The following is a 17,717-nucleotide window of genomic DNA, read 5'->3' on the forward strand; positions in this document are numbered from 1 at the left end:
CTGTCGGCTAGGGTAAAAGCCTTGATATCGGTGTGTCAATTTGCCGCCCTAAAACTTTTGTCGAACAACCGGACGGCAAGTCGGAGTGCACCGGTTGAATTGGCGTCATCTGGCAGGTGTCGGCGCAGCGTCGATAGGCCAGAATAGAGAGCCCGGCGAGCGGTCGGGATGGTGGAGAGTTGAGTGATGGGGTTTGATCAGATACGTCAGCGCCGTTTGTCTGACGACATTGTCGAGCGACTGGAAGGGATGATTCTCGAGGGCACGCTGAAGTCCGGCGAACGTCTGCCGGCCGAGCGGACTTTGGCGGAACAGTTCGGCGTTTCCCGGCCCTCGTTGCGCGAGGCGATTCAGAAACTGGCGGCCAAGGGTTTGCTGGTGAGCAAGCAGGGCGGCGGCAACTATGTTGTGGAAAGTCTCGGTTCAACCTTCAGCGATCCGCTGCTGCAATTGCTGGAAAGCAATCCCGAGGCGCAGCGCGATCTGCTGGAATTTCGCCACACGCTGGAGGCATCGTGCGCCTATTACGCGGCATTGCGCGCCACGGATGTGGATCGTGAGCGGTTGACGACTGCGTTCGAAGAATTACAGGACTGCTATTCGCGGCATGACGAAGTGAGCCGGGCGGAAGAGGGCGCGGCGGATGCGAAATTCCATCTTGCGATTGCCGAGGCCAGTCACAACGCGGTGTTGCTGCACACCATTCGCGGGCTGTTCGACCTGCTCAAGCGCAACGTGGTGACCAACATCGGTGGCATGTACAAACAGCGTGCGGAAACCCGCGACATGCTGATCACACAGCATCGGGAATTGTATCTGGCGATTATCGAGGGGCGCGCGGAACAGGCGCGTGAGGTATCCAGCCGACACATTCTTTATGTACAGGAAGTGCTGGAAGAGGTGCGACAGGAAGTACAGCGCATGGCTCGCGCCGAACGACGCAAGGGAATGTAGGCATGACCGTTCCCGCGGCGGGCGCGGGAACGGTCATTCAGGCAGAGGAATCAGTCTTCCTTGCCCTTGTTGCGCACCGCACGCTGCAACTCGCGACCAGCATCGCGTTCGCGTTCGGTATCACGCTTGTCGTATTCCTTCTTGCCCTTGCCCAGTGCGATCTCGCACTTGACCATGTGCTTGCTCCAGTACCAGGACAGGCACACGCAGGCGTAACCCTTTTGCTGCACGGCGGCGGCGAGCTTGTCCAGCTCGCGGCGGTTGAGCAGCAACTTGCGGGTACGCACCGGGTCGGCAATGACGTGGGTGCTGGCGGTCATCAGAGGCGTGATGTGGCTGCCGAGCAACCAGGCTTCGCCATCCTTGAGCAACACGTAACTGTCGACCAGTTGCAGTTTGCTTGCCCGCAGACTTTTTACTTCCCAGCCGGCCAGGACCAGACCAGCCTCGAACTTGTGCTCGATGAAGTAATCGTGTCGCGCCTTTTTGTTTTGCGCGATGGTCCCTGTTGGGTGTTTCTTCTGTTTAGCCATAGGGGCGGCATTATATGGAGATAAACGGCTGTCGGCTACGGTGATGCTGCGTGCTTGAGCAGGTTGTGTGAATCCCGGACAATGCGGCCTCTTTTTCTAACGCTTGGGCGTGATAAACGATGTCGACAGACAAGGTTTCTGTCCACGGCAGTTGGGCTAGCCGCTGGGTTTTCATTTTCGCCGCGACCGGCTCGGCCGTGGGACTGGGCAGCATCTGGAAGTTCCCCTACATGGTCGGGGTCTACGGTGGCGGCGCCTTCGTGCTGATGTTTCTGGCGTGCATCGCGCTGATCGGCATCCCGGTCATGCTCGCCGAGACCCTGATCGGCCGACGTGCCCGCCAGAGTCCGGCAAATGCCCTGAAGGCGCTGGCGCTGGAAGCCGGTCACTCGGGCAAATGGTCGTGGGGCGCATTCGCCGGGATGATCACGGCGTTGCTGATCCTGTCTTTCTACAGTGTGGTCGGCGGCTGGTCGCTGGATTACATCATTGATATGGGACGCGGCGACTTTCAGGGCGCGACGGCCGATCAAGTCGGGGCGTACTTCGGTAATGTCATCGCCGATCCGTGGCGCCTGACTCTCTGGCACACGGCCTTCATGCTGCTTTCGGCCGTGGTCATCGCCAAGGGCGTGGTCGCAGGGCTTGAGCGCAGCCTGCGGATCATGATGCCGCTGCTGTTCGTGATGGTGCTGGTGCTGCTGGGTTACAGCATGACCACCGGGCATTTCATGGAGGGCGTGCATTTCATGTTCGACTTCCATCCGGAGAAAGTCCTCGACGGCTTGCTGCCGGCCATGGGGCACGCGTTTTTCTCGCTGAGTGTGGGCGTGGGCTCGATCATGATCTACGGCGCCTACATGACCAAGGAAGCCTCGCTGTCCGGCACGGTCGTGGGTGTGGCGCTGCTCGATACTTTTGTTTCGCTGGTGGCCGGCCTGGCCTTGTTTCCGATTGTGTTCGCCGGTGGTTTGAACCCGAGCGAAGGCCCGGGGCTGATGTTCGTCAGCCTGCCATTTGCTTTCGGTAACGTGCTTTTCGGCCAGTTGATGGGCGTGGTGTTCTTCGTTTTGGTGGCCATTGCGGCCTGGAGCTCGGCGATTTCCCTGCTGGAGCCAATGGTCGCCTATCTGGTCGAGCGGACTAAAATCAGTCGTGCCTGGGTGACGTTCTGGTTGGCATTTACTTGCTGGTTCGTCGGCCTGGGTACGGTGTTTTCCTTCAATATCTGGAAGGAAGCCAAATTTTTCGTGAACGATGGCGGGGTGTTCCATCTCTACCAATGGGGTGCGGCCGGTGGTCTGGACTTCTTTGGGGTGATCGACTTCTTCACCTCGCGGATCATGTTGCCGCTCGGCGGGCTGTGCTTCGTGCTGTTTGCCGGTTGGGTGATGGGGCGTGAAGCGGTGCGTGACGAGTTGTCGATTCGCAGCCCGGTGCTGTTCGCCCTGTCTCTGTTCTTGATGCGCTATGTGGCGCCCATCGGCATTCTTGTAGTGTTTGCCACCCAGCTCTGGAAGTGACGCTTACATGACGACACATATTCAACGATCGGCACTGCTGCCTTACCCGGCGCAATTTCTCTACGACCTGGTCAATGACGTGGCGCGTTACCCCGAGTTTTTGCCGTGGTGCTCGTCTGCTGAGGTTCTGGAAAGCTCGCCTGAGCATATGCGCGCCAGTGTCGGCGTGGCCAAGGGTGGTCTCAGTCAGCATTTCGTGACGCGCAATACGCTGGTGCCGGGACAGTCGATTGAGATGAATCTTGAGGAGGGGCCGTTCAATCAGCTGCATGGCGTCTGGGTGTTCAAGGCGCTGAACGAGAAGGCCTGCAAGATCAGTCTGGATCTTTCTTTCGACTATGCCGGCCCGTTGGTCCGGGCGACGCTCGGTCCGTTGTTCAATCAGGCGGCCAATACATTGGTGGATGCGTTCTGCCAGCGCGCCAAGCAGATGCATGGTTGAGCCGGTGATCGAAATCGAAGTGGTGTATGCCGCCGTTGATCGTCAGGTTTTGCGGGTGGTCAGCGTCGTCGAAGGTGCGACGGTGCGGGCGGCGCTGATGGCTTCCGGGATTGATGCTGAATTTCCGGAGCTGGATCTGCAGAGCTGTCCCTTGGGGATCTTCGGCAAAGTGATCGCTGATCCGGATACTCGACAGGTTCAGGAGGGCGATCGCATCGAGATCTATCGACCGCTGTTGGCTGATCCGAAAGAAGTGCGCCGTCTGCGTGCCGCGAAAGCCGCCGAGGCCAAGGCGCGAAATCAGTAGGCTGGCCAAACGACAGGCAATAAAAAAACCCGGAATTTCCGGGTTTTTTTATTGCGTCGCAAATTATTGCGGCGAGGTATCCAGCGGTTCTGGCGTTGGAACCGGAACGGTTTCCACACCATCGACGTCCTTCTGGATCTGATCCAGCAGGGAGCCCGGCTTGGCTGGTTTTTCCGGTTTTGGCTGCTCGACGTTCTCGGCAGGAGCGGTCACGCTGGTTCCACTGTCCTTGCCGAGAATGGCTTCGTCACGGCTGACGCCTGGCATGAAGTCACCGGATAGGGCGGCAAGGCGGTCATTCGAGTCGAAAATGACACTCACGCGTTCCTGCTGGCGTTCACCGCCACCCGGTTGCAGGCTGTACAGATAATCCCAGCGGTTGGCATGGAACGTGTCGGCAAGCAGAGGGTTGCCCATGATAAACCGTACTTGCGGCCGGGTCATTCCCGGGCGTAACTGGTCTATCATGTCCTGCGTGACGACATTGCCCTGCTGGATGTCGATTTTGTAAACCCCGGGGAATGAACAACCGGCGAGTGCGAGCAGTCCCACAAAGGTGAAACTGGTTAGCAAGAGCTTGGTGTTTTGCATCGGTGGGCGACTTCCACTATCTTGGCTGGGACAACGTAAACGCCGATCATACCCGCATTAAGAGAAGCTGCGAAGCAGCATCGCGAGAAAGCTGACCATGGTTGAAAATAGCGAACTACGCAAAGCCGGCCTCAAAGTGACCCTGCCACGGGTCAAGATCCTGCAAATGCTCGACTCTACCGAGCAGCGTCACATGAGTGCCGAGGACGTCTACAAGGCGTTGATGGAAGCTGGCGAGGACGTCGGTCTGGCCACGGTTTACCGTGTACTGACCCAGTTCGAAGCGGCTGGCCTCGTGGTCCGTCACAACTTCGACGGCGGTCACGCGGTATTCGAATTGGCCGACAGTGGCCACCACGACCATATGGTCAACGTGGACTCCGGCGAGGTTGTCGAATTCGTCAGCCCGGAAATCGAGAAGCTTCAGAAGGCAATCGCCGAGGAGCATGGTTTTGATCTGGTGGATCACAACCTGGTGCTGTACGTACGCAAGAAAAAGTAAGCATGTCGCGCGAATTTCAGGTTCGCGAAACGAACGAAGGCGACCCGAGGGTCGCCTTCGTGCTTTCTGCGGTGCTTAAACCTTTGCGGTAACGACCATCTTTTTCGCGTGCGCCAAGGACTCTTTGGTTAGATCGATGCCGCCAAGCATTCGCGCGACTTCTTCTATACGGTCATTCTTGCTCAGCTTCGAAACGGCCGTGTGAGTGGCCTGTTCACCACGCACCTTGTGGACGAACAAATGCTGATGCCCCTGAGCCGCGACCTGCGGCAAGTGCGTGACCGTCAATACCTGCCCGCGATCACCGAGGCGGCGCAACAACTGGCCGACGATTTCGGCCGTCGGACCGCCAATGCCCACGTCCACTTCGTCGAACACCAGCGTCGGTACGCGAGAGGTCTGGGCGGTAATCACCTGGATGGCCAGGCTGATCCGTGACAGCTCACCACCGGACGCCACTTTGGCCAGGGCCTTCAAAGGCTGGCCCGGGTTGGCGCTGACCAGCAGCTCGACTTGCTCCAGGCCATTGGGTTGCAGTTCGCTGCTGTTGTTGGCGCGCAACTCTATAGTGAAGCGACCGCCGGGCATGCCCAAGCGCTGAATCTCCTGCTCCACAGCGCTGGCCAGGCTGCCGGCCGCCTGATGGCGCAGCTCGCTCAGTTCCCGAGCCTTTTCCTGATAGTGGCGGGCATAGGATGCGAGTTCTTCGGAGAGACGCTCGATGGATTCATCGTTGGCGTCCAGGGCTTCAATTTCATCGAGCAGCTTCTGCTGCATCTCCGCTACTTCCGTCGGCTGTATGCGGTGTTTGCGTGCCAACGTGTAGATGGAATCCAGACGTTCTTCCAGATATTGCAGGCGCGCCGGATCGGCATCGAAATTGTCGAGAAAGCGATTGAGTTCGCCGACGGCTTCTTCGACCTGGATCTGTGCACTGGTCAGCAGGCTGCTCGCCTCACCCAGTGCGCCGACCGAGTTGTTCACGCTCGACAGGCGATTGAGACTGGCCGTCAGGGCATTCAGCACATTGCCAGAATCGCTTTCACTGCATTGCTCGACCACTTGTCGGCAAATACCGAGCAGGGTTTCGGCGTTGGTCAGGTTCTTGTGTTCCTGCTCCAGTTCTTCCAGCTCATTTTCACCGAGGCCGAGGTTTTCCAGTTCTTCGAGCTGGTAGCTGAGCAACTGATGGCGTGCACGCTGTTCGTCGCCGGAGTTGGAAAGGCGTTCCAGCTCCTGGCGAGTCTGACGCCAGCGCTGGGCGGCCAGATGCACCTGGCGCGCCAGATCGGTGGCCCCGGCGTACTCGTCGAGCAGGCGTCGGTGGGTGTCGGTCTTGAGCAGGGATTGGTGTTCGTGCTGGCTGTGGATATCGATCAGCAACTCGCCGAGCGCCTTGAGATCGCCGAGCGGGCAGGGCGTGCCATTTATATAGCCGCGTGAGCGACCTTCGCAGGTGATGACCCGGCGCAGGATGCACGGGCCGTCGATTTCCAGGTCGCGCTCCGCCAGCCAGGCGCTGGCCTCGGGGATGTCGGCCAGATCGAAGGTCGCCAGAATATCGGCCTTGTCGGCGCCCGGTCGAACCACGCCGCTGTCGGCGCGATCGCCGAGCGTCAGGCCCAGGGCATCGAGCATGATCGACTTGCCGGCGCCGGTTTCCCCGGTAATCACGCTCATGCCGCGATCGAGTTCGAGATCGAGATGTTCAACGATGGCGTAGTTGTGTACGGACAGGTGCACCAGCATAAAGGCCGCTCCCAGGCTTCAGGTCTGGTTATTTATACAGTGTTTTGTTTCGGGCTGACAATGCCCTCACTCGGTTCGATGGGAATGATCCGATCAAATGCCTGTCGCGCCCTGGAATGACAATGCAGCACTTTTTTGTAGGGTTAATCGTTGTCAGCCCTTGAAGCCTGATTTTGCGGCCCCATATACCGGGGCAGAAGCGCGAATCGAACTCGCGGACGATATTGAAAGGAGAATTCTATGGCTGACGAACAGACAGTAGATACGCAAAATCCAGAAGCCAATCAGGCGCCCGAGGCTTCGGGTGATGACCTGGCGACCCGTGTACAAGTGCTCGAAGAGCAATTGGCCGCCGCGCAGGATCAATCGCTGCGCGTAGCTGCCGATCTGCAGAACGTCCGCCGCCGTGCCGAGCAGGATGTAGAAAAGGCGCACAAGTTTGCGCTGGAAAAATTCGCCGGCGACCTGCTGCCGATCGTCGACAGCCTGGAGCGCGGCCTTGAGCTGTCGAGCCCGGACGACGAAAGCATCCGTCCGATGCGCGAAGGCATCGAGCTGACCCTGAAAATGTTCCAGGACACCCTCAAGCGCTATCAGCTTGTAGCTGTCAGTCCGCAGGAAGGCGAGCCGTTCAACGCCGTGGAACATCAGGCAATGGCCATGCAGGAAAGTGCTGACCTGGAACCGAACAGCGTTCTGAAAGTATTCCAGAAGGGCTACCAGCTCAATGGCCGCCTGCTGCGTCCGGCGATGGTTGTGGTCAGCAAGGCGCCGGCACCGGTTTCGCCTTCGATTGACGAGAAGGCTTGAAATTAGCCGCAAGGCCCCCATTTAGAAGTCAAGCGTTTAAGTATTACCGCAGTTAGCCACCACTGCTGCGGCAACAAAATCCAAAGTTTCGGGAGAGTGAACATGGGCAAAATTATCGGTATCGACCTGGGGACTACCAACTCCTGCGTCTCCGTGCTGGAAAACGGCGTAGCCAAAGTTATTGAAAACGCCGAAGGCGCGCGTACCACGCCGTCGATCATCGCTTACGCCAACGACGGTGAAATCCTGGTGGGTCAGTCCGCCAAGCGTCAGGCTGTGACCAACCCGCACAACACACTGTTCGCGGTGAAGCGCCTGATCGGCCGCCGCTTCGACGAAGAAGTCGTGCAGAAAGACATCAAGCTGGTGCCTTACAAGATCGTCAAGGCCAACAATGGTGACGCTTGGGTTGAGGCCTCTGGCAAGCAGATGGCTCCGCCGCAAATCAGCGCCGAAGTCCTGAAGAAGATGAAGAAGACCGCCGAAGACTACCTCGGCGAAGCTGTGACCGAGGCGGTGATTACCGTTCCGGCCTACTTCAACGACAGCCAGCGTCAGGCGACCAAAGATGCTGGTCGCATCGCCGGTCTGGACGTAAAACGTATCATCAACGAACCAACCGCAGCTGCTCTGGCTTACGGCATGGACAAGGCCAAGGGCGATCACACCGTGATCGTTTATGACCTGGGTGGTGGTACCTTCGACGTTTCCGTGATCGAAATCGCTGAAGTTGACGGCGAGCACCAGTTCGAAGTACTGGCCACCAACGGTGATACCTTCCTGGGTGGTGAAGACTTCGACATGCGTCTGATCGACTACCTCGTCGACGAGTTCAAGAAAGAGTCCGGCATGGATCTGAAGAACGATCCTCTGGCGCTGCAGCGTCTGAAAGAAGCCGCTGAGAAAGCCAAGATCGAGCTGTCTTCTTCTCAGTCGACCGACGTCAACCTGCCGTACATCACAGCAGATGCGACTGGTCCTAAGCACCTGAACGTGAAGATCTCTCGTGCCAAGCTCGAGTCGCTGGTCGAAGATCTGGTGAACCGTACCATCGAGCCATGCCGCATCGCTCTGAAGGATGCCGGTATCGACGCCAGCAAAATTGACGACGTGATTCTGGTCGGTGGTCAGACTCGTATGCCACTGGTGCAGAAGGCAGTTACCGATTTCTTCGGTAAGGAAGCACGTAAAGACGTGAACCCGGACGAAGCCGTTGCCATGGGTGCAGCCATCCAGGGCGCCGTTCTGGCTGGTGACGTGAAAGACGTTCTGCTGCTCGACGTCAGCCCGCTGACCCTGGGTATCGAAACCATGGGTGGCGTGATGACCGCGCTGATCGAGAAAAACACCACGATTCCTACCAAGAAATCGCAAGTGTTCTCGACTGCCGACGACAACCAAGGCGCTGTGACCATTCACGTCCTGCAGGGCGAGCGCAAGCAAGCCGCACAGAACAAGTCTCTGGGCAAGTTCGACCTGGCCGACATTCCACCAGCTCCACGTGGCGTGCCGCAGATCGAAGTGACCTTCGACATTGACGCCAACGGCATCCTGCACGTAGGTGCGAAGGACAAGGCTACCGGCAAGACCCAGTCGATCGTGATCAAGGCCAACTCCGGTCTGTCCGACGAAGAAATCGAGCGCATGGTGCGTGATGCCGAGGCCAACGCCGAGGAAGACCGCAAGTTCGAAGAGCTGGCCGCTGCCCGTAACCAGGGTGATGCACTGGTTCACTCGACTCGCAAGATGATCGCTGATGCTGGCGACAAAGTGACTGCAGAAGAGAAGACTGCAATCGAAGCAGCCGTGGTTGCCCTGGAAGCTGCCGTAAAAGGCGACGACAAGGCTGCCATCGACGCCAAGGTTGAAGAGCTGTCGAAAGTCTCCGCACCGGTTGCCCAGAAGATGTACGCCGAACAGGCTCAGCCTGCCGAAGGCGCGGCGCAGCACGACGAGAAAGCTGAAAAGGCTGACGATGTCGTCGATGCCGAGTTCGAAGAAGTAAAAGACCACAAGTAAGTTGTTGGTCGCCCGGTTGACTGCCTTGCGGCGGTGACTGGTAGGATGTCGCCGCGCGGGAGCTTGCTCCCGCGTTGGCGTATCTGGAATACGCGAATTTTTACAGCATGCGACAAGCTTCGTGTGTTGGCGGTATGGCCGGGAATGCTCCTGCTTTTCGCGCTGCAAATACCGCATGAACCAAAGACCAGGATCGTTGAATTGACGTGAGTTGGGTCCGGGCCTGTATTGGGGCTCAACGAGTTTGGCGAAGCTCAGGAGGGGTTTGCCGAACGTCCTCAAGAGTATGAAGAACTTATGGCAAAGCGTGACTATTACGAAGTGTTGGGTGTTGAGCGCAGCTCAAGCGAAGCAGACCTGAAAAAGGCCTATCGCCGTTTGGCAATGAAGCACCACCCGGACCGTAATCCCGGTGACAAAGCGTCGGAAGATCTGTTCAAAGAGGCCAACGAAGCCTACGAAGTGCTCTCCGATTCAAGCAAGCGTGCAGCGTACGACCAGTACGGTCATGCCGGCGTCGACTCAAGCATGGGCGGCGGTGGTGCAGGCTTCGGCGGTCAGAACTTCTCCGACATCTTCGGTGATGTCTTCAGTGATTTCTTCGGTGGCGGTCGCGGCGGTTCCCGCGGTGGCGCACAGCGTGGCAGCGATTTGCGCTACACCCTGGAGCTGAACCTGGAAGAAGCGGTGCGCGGCACGACCGTGAATATCCGCGTTCCGACATTGGTCAACTGCAAGCCATGCGATGGTTCGGGCGCCAAGAAAGGCTCGTCGCCGTCGACTTGTCCGACTTGCGGCGGCATCGGCCAGGTGCGCATGCAGCAAGGCTTCTTCTCGGTGCAGCAGACCTGCCCGCGCTGCCATGGCCAGGGCAAGATCATTTCCGACCCGTGCGATTCCTGCCACGGCGACGGTCGCGTCGAAGAATACAAAACCCTCTCCGTCAAAGTGCCGGCCGGTGTCGACACGGGTGACCGCATCCGTCTGTCCGGCGAAGGCGAGGCGGGTACTCAGGGTGGTCCGACCGGCGACCTGTACGTCGTGATCAACGTCCGCGAACACGACATCTTCCAGCGTGACGGCAAGCACCTGTTCTGCGAAGTGCCGATCAGCTTCGTCGATGCAGCCCTGGGTGGCGAGCTGGAAATTCCGACCCTCGACGGTCGCGTCAAACTGAAGATTCCGGAAGGGACTCAGACCGGCAAGCAGTTCCGTGTACGCGGCAAGGGTGTTGCGCCGGTACGTGGCGGTGGTGCGGGCGATCTGATGTGCCGTGTGGCAGTCGAAACGCCGGTCAATCTGAATCGTCGTCAGCGTGAACTGCTGGAAGAGTTCCGCAGTTCCCTGGCGGACGACAACAGTCACTCCCCGAAAACCACCGGTTGGTTCGACGGTGTGAAACGCTTCTTCGGCGATCTGTAAGGAGTCGGCATGCGACGTATAGCTGTGATGGGCGCTGCCGGGCGCATGGGCAAGATTCTGGTCGAGGCGGTGCAGCAGCGCGCGCCGCTGACCGGTCTGACGGCTGCGATTGTCCGCCCTGGCAGTACGCTGATCGGTGTGGATGCCGGTGAGCTGGCTTCGCTCGGTCGAATCGGTGTGCCGCTCTCCGGGAATCTGGAGTCGGTGGCGGAAGAGTTCGATGTGTTGATCGACTTCACCCTGCCGGAAGTCATGCTGAAAAACCTGGCCTTCTGCCGCAAGGCCGGCAAGGCGATGGTGATCGGCACGACCGGGCTGGATGCTGCGCAGAAGCAGTTGCTGGCCGAGGCGGGCAAGGATATTCCGATTGTCTTCGCTGCCAATTTCAGTGTTGGCGTCAACCTGTCGTTGAAGCTGCTCGACATGGCAGCGCGGGTATTGGCGGAAGATGCGGACATCGAAATCATCGAAGCCCATCACCGCCACAAGATCGATGCGCCGTCGGGTACGGCCCTGCGCATGGGTGAGGTGATTGCCAATGCGCTGGACCGTGATCTGCAGAAGGTCGCGGTCTATGGTCGTGAAGGTCACACCGGTGCCCGTGCGCGTGAAACCATCGGTTTCGCCACTGTTCGAGGTGGTGATGTGGTGGGTGATCACACGGTGCTGTTTGCCTGTGAGGGCGAGCGCCTGGAAATCACGCACAAGGCTTCGAGTCGCATGACCTTCGCCAAAGGCGCGGTGCGTGCAGCGTTGTGGCTGGATGCTCGCGAGCCTGGTTTGTACGACATGCAGGACGTGCTTGACCTGCATTGAGATGTTCTGAAGCCGGCGCAAACGCCCTGTTTGTGCCGGTTTTGCTCCACCCGGCGACGCCCTGTCGCATTCTCCGGCCTTTCGGGCTCATTGGCGGTAGACCAAAAATCCCTTTTTCTGTAAGCTACAGCTTTAGTGTGTCCACTAAAAGCGCGCAGAATAATTCAGTGAAGAAGCGGGGTGACGTGTCCATACGTCACTCCGCTTTTTTACAACCTGCGATTGCCCTTTCATGCGTTATTTACGGGAGGTCTTCTTGACTAAGCCAGCCATACTCGCCCTTGCTGATGGCAGCATTTTTCGCGGCGAAGCCATTGGAGCCGACGGTCAGACCGTTGGTGAGGTGGTGTTCAACACCGCAATGACCGGCTATCAGGAAATCCTTACCGATCCTTCCTACGCCCAACAGATCGTTACCCTGACTTACCCCCACATCGGCAACACCGGTACCACGCCGGAAGACGCCGAGTCCGACCGCGTCTGGTCCGCTGGCCTGGTCATCCGTGACCTGCCCCTGGTAGCGAGCAACTGGCGTAACACGATGTCTCTGTCCGATTACCTGAAAGCCAACAATGTTGTGGCAATCGCTGGTATCGACACCCGCCGCCTGACCCGCATTCTGCGTGAAAAAGGCGCACAGAACGGCTGCATCATGGCCGGCGACAACATTTCCGAAGAAGCGGCCATCGCTGCGGCGCAAGGCTTCCCGGGCCTGAAGGGCATGGACCTGGCGAAAGTCGTCAGCACCAAGACCCAATACGAATGGCGCTCCACTGTCTGGGATCTGAAAACCGACAGCCACGCGACCATCGAAGCCTCCGAACTCCCTTATCACGTGGTTGCCTACGACTACGGCGTCAAGGTCAACATCCTGCGCATGCTGGTCGAGCGCGGCTGCCGAGTGACCGTTGTGCCGGCGCAAACCCCGGCTGCCGACGTACTGGCCTTGAAGCCGGACGGCGTGTTCCTGTCCAACGGCCCTGGCGATCCGGAGCCTTGCGACTACGCGATCAAGGCAATCAAGGAAGTGCTGGAAACCGAAATTCCGGTCTTCGGCATCTGCCTCGGTCACCAACTCCTGGCCCTGGCCTCTGGCGCCAAGACCCTGAAAATGGGTCACGGCCACCACGGTGCCAACCACCCGGTTCAGGATCTGGACACGGGCGTCGTGATGATCACCAGCCAGAACCACGGTTTCGCGGTTGACGAAGAAACCCTGCCAGCCAACGTCCGCGCGATCCACAAATCGCTGTTCGACGGCACCTTGCAAGGTATCGAGCGCACCGACAAGAGCGCGTTCAGCTTCCAGGGTCACCCTGAGGCGAGCCCGGGCCCGAACGATGTGGCCCCTCTGTTTGACCGCTTCATCAACGAGATGGCCAAGCGACGCTAAGCGCTCGCCTTGAGACTGTAGCGAGAAGCCTCTTGAGGGCGGCCCCGGAACCGGCGGCCCCCTCGGGACTTCAGAAATCGATCAAGACGGCTTGCCGACTGACCTGCGGATTTGAGTGACAAACCCATGCCAAAACGTACAGACATTAAAAGCATCCTGATTCTCGGCGCTGGCCCGATCGTTATCGGCCAGGCTTGCGAATTCGACTACTCCGGCGCCCAGGCTTGCAAAGCCCTGCGCGAAGAGGGTTACCGCGTCATCCTGGTGAACTCCAACCCGGCCACCATCATGACCGATCCGGACATGGCCGACGCCACCTACATCGAGCCGATCAAATGGCAGACCGTTGCCAAGATCATCGAAAAAGAGCGTCCGGATGCCGTGTTGCCAACCATGGGCGGCCAGACTGCTCTGAACTGCGCCCTGGATCTGGAGCGCGAAGGCGTTCTGGAGAAGTTCGGCGTAGAGATGATCGGGGCCAACGCCGACACCATCGACAAGGCTGAAGACCGTTCGCGTTTCGATAAGGCGATGAAAGCCATCGGCCTGGAATGCCCGCGTTCCGGTATCGCCCACAGCATGGAAGAAGCCAACGCAGTACTCGAGCGCCTGGGCTTCCCGTGCATCATCCGTCCGTCCTTTACCATGGGCGGCACCGGTGGCGGTATCGCTTACAACCGTGAAGAGTTCGAAGAAATCTGCGCCCGCGGTCTGGACCTGTCGCCGACCAAGGAGCTGCTGATCGACGAATCGCTGATCGGCTGGAAAGAGTATGAAATGGAAGTTGTCCGCGACAAAAAGGACAACTGCATCATCGTCTGCTCGATCGAAAACTTCGACCCGATGGGCGTGCACACTGGTGACTCGATCACTGTTGCCCCGGCCCAGACCCTGACCGACAAGGAATATCAGATTCTGCGTAACGCCTCGCTGGCGGTACTGCGCGAGATCGGCGTCGAGACCGGCGGTTCCAACGTTCAGTTCGGTATCTGCCCGGACACCGGCCGCATGGTCGTGATCGAAATGAACCCGCGCGTATCGCGCTCTTCGGCCCTGGCTTCGAAAGCCACCGGTTTCCCGATCGCCAAGGTTGCGGCCAAACTGGCAGTCGGCTACACCCTCGACGAGCTGTCGAACGACATCACCGGCGGCAAGACCCCGGCGTCGTTCGAACCGTCCATCGACTACGTCGTCACCAAGATGCCGCGCTTCGCTTTCGAGAAGTTCTCCAACGCTGATGCGCGTCTGACCACCCAAATGAAGTCCGTAGGCGAAGTCATGGCCATCGGCCGTACCTTCCAGGAATCCCTGCAGAAAGCCCTGCGCGGTCTGGAAGTGGGTGTTTGCGGTCTGGACGAGAAAGTCGACCTGAGCAACCCGGAAAGCATGAGCGTGCTCAAGCGCGAACTGACCGTGCCTGGCGCCGAGCGTATCTGGTACGTGGCGGACGCCTTCCGCGCCGGCATGACCGTCGAAGAAATCTTCGGCATGAACATGATCGATCCGTGGTTCCTGGTACAGATCGAAGATCTGATCAAGGACGAAGAGAAGGTCAAGACCCTTGGTCTGTCCGCTATCGACCGCGACCTGATGTTCAAGCTCAAGCGCAAAGGTTTCTCCGACCAGCGTCTGGCCAAGCTGTTGGGCGTCACCGAGAAGAACCTGCGTACTCACCGCCACAAGCTGGAAGTGTTCCCGGTCTACAAGCGCGTCGACACCTGCGCGGCCGAGTTCGCCACCGACACCGCCTACCTGTACTCGACTTACGAGGAAGAGTGCGAAGCCGCGCCGTCCGGTCGCGACAAAATCATCATCCTTGGCGGTGGCCCGAACCGTATCGGTCAGGGCATCGAGTTCGACTACTGCTGCGTACACGCGGCACTGGCGCTGCGCGATGACGGTTACGAGACCATCATGGTCAACTGCAACCCGGAAACCGTTTCCACTGACTACGACACTTCCGATCGTCTGTACTTCGAACCGGTCACTCTGGAAGACGTGCTGGAAATCTGCCGCGTCGAGAAGCCGAAAGGCGTGATCGTCCAGTACGGCGGCCAGACGCCTCTGAAACTGGCTCGTGCCCTGGAAGCGGCCGGCGTGCCGATCATCGGCACCAGCCCTGACGCCATCGACCGTGCCGAAGACCGTGAGCGCTTCCAGCAAATGGTCGAGCGTCTGAACCTGCGTCAGCCGCCAAACGCCACCGTGCGCAGCGAAGACGAAGCTGTTCGTGCTGCTGCGAAAATTGGTTACCCGCTGGTGGTGCGTCCGTCCTATGTGCTGGGCGGCCGGGCGATGGAAATCGTCTACAAGGAAGAAGAACTCAAGCGTTACCTGCGTGACGCGGTGCAAGTGTCGAACGACAGCCCGGTGCTGCTCGACCACTTCCTCAACTGCGCCATCGAGATGGACGTGGATGCGGTCTGCGACGGCAAGGACGTAGTGATCGGCGCGATCATGCAGCACATCGAACAGGCCGGCGTTCACTCCGGTGACTCGGCGTGCTCGCTGCCGCCGTACTCGCTGCCGGCGCACATCCAGGACGAGATGCGCGAACAGGTCAAGAAAATGGCCCTGGAACTGGGCGTGGTCGGCCTGATGAACGTTCAGTTGGCGCTGCAGGGTGAAGACATCTACGTCATCGAAGTCAACCCGCGTGCTTCTCGTACCGTTCCGTTCGTGTCGAAGTGCATCGGTGTTTCCCTGGCGATGATCGCGGCTCGCGTGATGGCTGGTAAAACCCTGAAGGAAATCGGTTTCACCAAGGAAATCATTCCGAACTTCTACAGTGTGAAAGAGGCGGTGTTCCCGTTCGCCAAGTTCCCTGGCGTTGACCCGATCCTCGGCCCTGAGATGAAATCCACCGGTGAAGTGATGGGCGTCGGTGACACCTTCGGCGAAGCCTTTGCCAAAGCCCAGATGGGTGCCAGCGAAGTGCTGCCGACCGGCGGTACCGCATTCATCAGCGTGCGCGACGATGACAAGCCACTGGTTGCAGGCGTGGCCCGTGATCTGATCAACTTGGGCTTCGAAGTCGTAGCCACTGCCGGCACTGCCAAGCTGATCGAAGCCGCAGGTCTGAAAGTGCGTCGCGTGAACAAGGTGACCGAGGGTCGTCCACACGTGGTCGACATGATCAAGAATGACGAAGTCACCCTGATCATCAACACCACCGAAGGTCGTCAGTCGATCGCCGATTCCTATTCCATTCGTCGTAACGCCTTGCAGCACAAAATCTACTGCACCACCACCATTGCTGCTGGCGAAGCTATCTGTGAAGCGCTGAAGTTCGGTCCTGAGAAGACCGTACGCCGCTTGCAGGATCTACACGCAGGATTGAAGGCATGAATAAATACCCAATGACCGTCCAGGGCTCCAAAGCCCTGGAAGAAGAGCATGCTCACCTGACCAAGGTCGTTCGTCCGAAGCTCAGCCAGGACATCGGTACGGCCCGCGAGTTGGGTGACTTGAAAGAAAACGCTGAATACCATGCCGCGCGCGAACAGCAAGGCATGGTCGAGGCGCGGATCCGTGACATCGAAGGTCGCCTGCAGAACGCGGTGATCATCGACGTGACGACCATTCCGCACACCGGCAAAGTGATTTTCGGCACCACCGTCGAAATCGCCAACGTCGAAACTGATGAAAGCGTCACTTACCAGATCGTGGGTGAGGATGAAGCGGACATCAAACTCGGCAAGATTTCCGTCGGCTCTCCGATCGCTCGCGCCTTGATTGCCAAGGAAGAGGGCGACACGGTCGTCGTGAAAACGCCGGGCGGCGATATCGAGTACGAGATTGTCGAAGTCCGTCACATCTGAGAGTGGGCGCCCGCTGCATGCGGGCGCGATGCTCTGGCAACTGGCCCAGATGTTGTGGGTTGGTGGCTTGTGGCTGGTTCATCTCAGTCTGCGACCGGTGCTGGGTCAAATCGGCCTGGCACCGCTGTTGATCGATGAAGTTGCAAGTACGTTTGAAGTGGCGGTGGTGGGTTTCGCCGTCGCGTGCGTGATATTTCAGGCTTTGGTGCTGGTACAGGCCGAAGGCCTTGCCAGTCTATGGCGGGATTTTCGCGGACAGGTGTTGCTGATGGCGTTGTATGCGTGTGCGATGTTTGTCGCAGTGCGTGTCGGCTGGCCGGATGCGCAGCGCTGGCAGGAGTTCAGCTTTCTTGTACTGGGTTTCTCCGGGTTGGTGCTGGTTTTGCAGTCGGTGCCGGGATGGAGTGGCAGGGTGCGCGAAGCACACCCTTGACCCTGGCCATCACTTGAAGCGATGGACGTTCGACAGCTGCTTGTTGACGCTGAAGTTCTTGCGGTAAATCAGTGCCATCTTGCCGATGACTTGAACCAGATCGGCTTTGCCGACCTTGCACAGCTCTGCAATGGACGCCAGGCGCGCCTCACGATCGAGGATGTTGAGCTTGATCTTGATCAGCTCGTGATCCGCCAATGCGCGTTCGAGTTCGGCTAAAACACCCTCAGTCAAACCGTTGTCAGCCACAGTCAGAACTGGTTTCAGGTGGTGGCCAATGGATTTGTACTGTTTCTTCTGCTCGGGAGTGAGCGGCATAATCTGACCCTTTCGTCTGGATTCTGTAAAATGGCGGCCATTTTACCCGAGGGCTCGTGGATCCGCCCAATTAATCACGACCCT

17 protein-coding genes are annotated in these 17,717 nt (G+C 58.8%); 13 read left to right on the forward strand and 4 right to left on the reverse strand.

What is annotated here, in order from left to right; translation table 11 throughout:
* Positions 1 to 186 precede the first annotated feature (186 nt).
* Positions 187 to 954: an FCD domain-containing protein gene (locus tag AC1MDC_RS23380; RefSeq protein ID WP_085698378.1), complete on the forward strand. Its 768-nt coding sequence runs from the start codon at positions 187 to 189 to the stop codon at positions 952 to 954.
* A gap of 50 nt (positions 955 to 1,004) precedes the next feature.
* Here the strand turns inward: AC1MDC_RS23380 and smpB are convergent, their stop codons facing one another.
* A complete protein-coding gene (smpB, locus tag AC1MDC_RS23385; protein WP_007953781.1) occupies positions 1,005 to 1,487 on the reverse strand; it encodes an SsrA-binding protein SmpB in 483 nt (160 codons plus the stop codon).
* Positions 1,488 to 1,606: 119 nt separating this feature from the next.
* Between smpB and AC1MDC_RS23390 the strand changes: the two genes are divergently transcribed.
* Genes AC1MDC_RS23390 through AC1MDC_RS23400 form a run of 3 tightly spaced genes read left to right on the forward strand, consistent with a single transcriptional unit; the run spans position 1,607 to position 3,759 of the window.
* The gene (locus tag AC1MDC_RS23390) at positions 1,607 to 3,010 is read left to right on the forward strand and encodes a sodium-dependent transporter (protein WP_085698379.1); all 1,404 of its coding nucleotides are present in this window, start codon (positions 1,607 to 1,609) and stop codon (positions 3,008 to 3,010) included.
* Positions 3,011 to 3,017: 7 nt separating this feature from the next.
* The gene (locus tag AC1MDC_RS23395; RefSeq protein WP_003221509.1) at positions 3,018 to 3,452 is read left to right on the forward strand and encodes a type II toxin-antitoxin system RatA family toxin; all 435 of its coding nucleotides are present in this window, start codon (positions 3,018 to 3,020) and stop codon (positions 3,450 to 3,452) included.
* On the forward strand, positions 3,445 to 3,759 hold the full coding sequence (locus AC1MDC_RS23400; RefSeq protein ID WP_085698381.1) for an RnfH family protein: 315 nt from the start codon (positions 3,445 to 3,447) through the stop codon (positions 3,757 to 3,759). Before AC1MDC_RS23395 ends, AC1MDC_RS23400 begins: the two co-directional genes overlap by 8 nt.
* A gap of 63 nt (positions 3,760 to 3,822) precedes the next feature.
* On the opposite strand, the gene AC1MDC_RS23405 is transcribed toward AC1MDC_RS23400, so the two are convergent.
* Positions 3,823 to 4,350, reverse strand: coding sequence for an outer membrane protein assembly factor BamE (locus AC1MDC_RS23405; protein ID WP_085685591.1), 528 nt, complete (start codon positions 4,348 to 4,350; stop codon positions 3,823 to 3,825).
* Between the two features lie 97 nt (positions 4,351 to 4,447).
* On the opposite strand from AC1MDC_RS23405, the gene fur reads away from it, so the two are divergent.
* Positions 4,448 to 4,852: a ferric iron uptake transcriptional regulator gene (fur, locus tag AC1MDC_RS23410; protein ID WP_085685593.1), complete on the forward strand. Its 405-nt coding sequence runs from the start codon at positions 4,448 to 4,450 to the stop codon at positions 4,850 to 4,852.
* Between the two features lie 75 nt (positions 4,853 to 4,927).
* Here fur and recN read toward each other — a convergent pair whose 3' ends face one another.
* Positions 4,928 to 6,601: a DNA repair protein RecN gene (recN, locus tag AC1MDC_RS23415; RefSeq protein ID WP_085702435.1), complete on the reverse strand. Its 1,674-nt coding sequence runs from the start codon at positions 6,599 to 6,601 to the stop codon at positions 4,928 to 4,930.
* 240 nt (positions 6,602 to 6,841) lie between these two features.
* Between recN and grpE the strand changes: the two genes are divergently transcribed.
* The 8 genes from grpE to AC1MDC_RS23455 all read left to right on the forward strand — a co-directional run bounded on the left by grpE (position 6,842) and on the right by AC1MDC_RS23455 (position 17,315).
* Entirely contained in the window at positions 6,842 to 7,411 is a 570-nt protein-coding gene (grpE, locus tag AC1MDC_RS23420) for a nucleotide exchange factor GrpE (protein WP_085685597.1), read from the forward strand.
* Between the two features lie 102 nt (positions 7,412 to 7,513).
* Entirely contained in the window at positions 7,514 to 9,430 is a 1,917-nt protein-coding gene (gene dnaK / locus AC1MDC_RS23425; protein ID WP_085698383.1) for a molecular chaperone DnaK, read from the forward strand.
* 297 nt (positions 9,431 to 9,727) lie between these two features.
* Entirely contained in the window at positions 9,728 to 10,852 is a 1,125-nt protein-coding gene (dnaJ, locus tag AC1MDC_RS23430; RefSeq protein WP_085698384.1) for a molecular chaperone DnaJ, read from the forward strand.
* Between the two features lie 9 nt (positions 10,853 to 10,861).
* A complete protein-coding gene (gene dapB, locus AC1MDC_RS23435) occupies positions 10,862 to 11,668 on the forward strand; it encodes a 4-hydroxy-tetrahydrodipicolinate reductase (protein WP_085698385.1) in 807 nt (268 codons plus the stop codon).
* A gap of 256 nt (positions 11,669 to 11,924) precedes the next feature.
* Positions 11,925 to 13,061 carry a glutamine-hydrolyzing carbamoyl-phosphate synthase small subunit gene (gene carA, locus AC1MDC_RS23440; protein ID WP_007953761.1) on the forward strand — a complete coding sequence of 379 codons (1,137 nt, stop codon included), beginning with the start codon at positions 11,925 to 11,927 and terminating at the stop codon, positions 13,059 to 13,061.
* A gap of 126 nt (positions 13,062 to 13,187) precedes the next feature.
* Positions 13,188 to 16,409 carry a carbamoyl-phosphate synthase large subunit gene (gene carB / locus AC1MDC_RS23445; RefSeq protein WP_085698386.1) on the forward strand — a complete coding sequence of 1,074 codons (3,222 nt, stop codon included), beginning with the start codon at positions 13,188 to 13,190 and terminating at the stop codon, positions 16,407 to 16,409.
* Positions 16,406 to 16,882, forward strand: coding sequence for a transcription elongation factor GreA (gene greA, locus AC1MDC_RS23450; protein WP_007953757.1), 477 nt, complete (start codon positions 16,406 to 16,408; stop codon positions 16,880 to 16,882). Before carB ends, greA begins: the two co-directional genes overlap by 4 nt.
* Positions 16,883 to 16,910: 28 nt before the next feature.
* Positions 16,911 to 17,315 carry an MFS transporter gene (locus tag AC1MDC_RS23455; protein ID WP_480393767.1) on the forward strand — a complete coding sequence of 135 codons (405 nt, stop codon included), beginning with the start codon at positions 16,911 to 16,913 and terminating at the stop codon, positions 17,313 to 17,315.
* Positions 17,316 to 17,324: 9 nt separating this feature from the next.
* On the opposite strand, the gene AC1MDC_RS23460 is transcribed toward AC1MDC_RS23455, so the two are convergent.
* On the reverse strand, positions 17,325 to 17,633 hold the full coding sequence (locus AC1MDC_RS23460) for a YhbY family RNA-binding protein (protein ID WP_085698388.1): 309 nt from the start codon (positions 17,631 to 17,633) through the stop codon (positions 17,325 to 17,327).
* Between the last annotated feature and the right edge of the window lie 84 nt (positions 17,634 to 17,717).

It is taken from the genome of Pseudomonas sp. 1, from assembly GCF_056626735.1.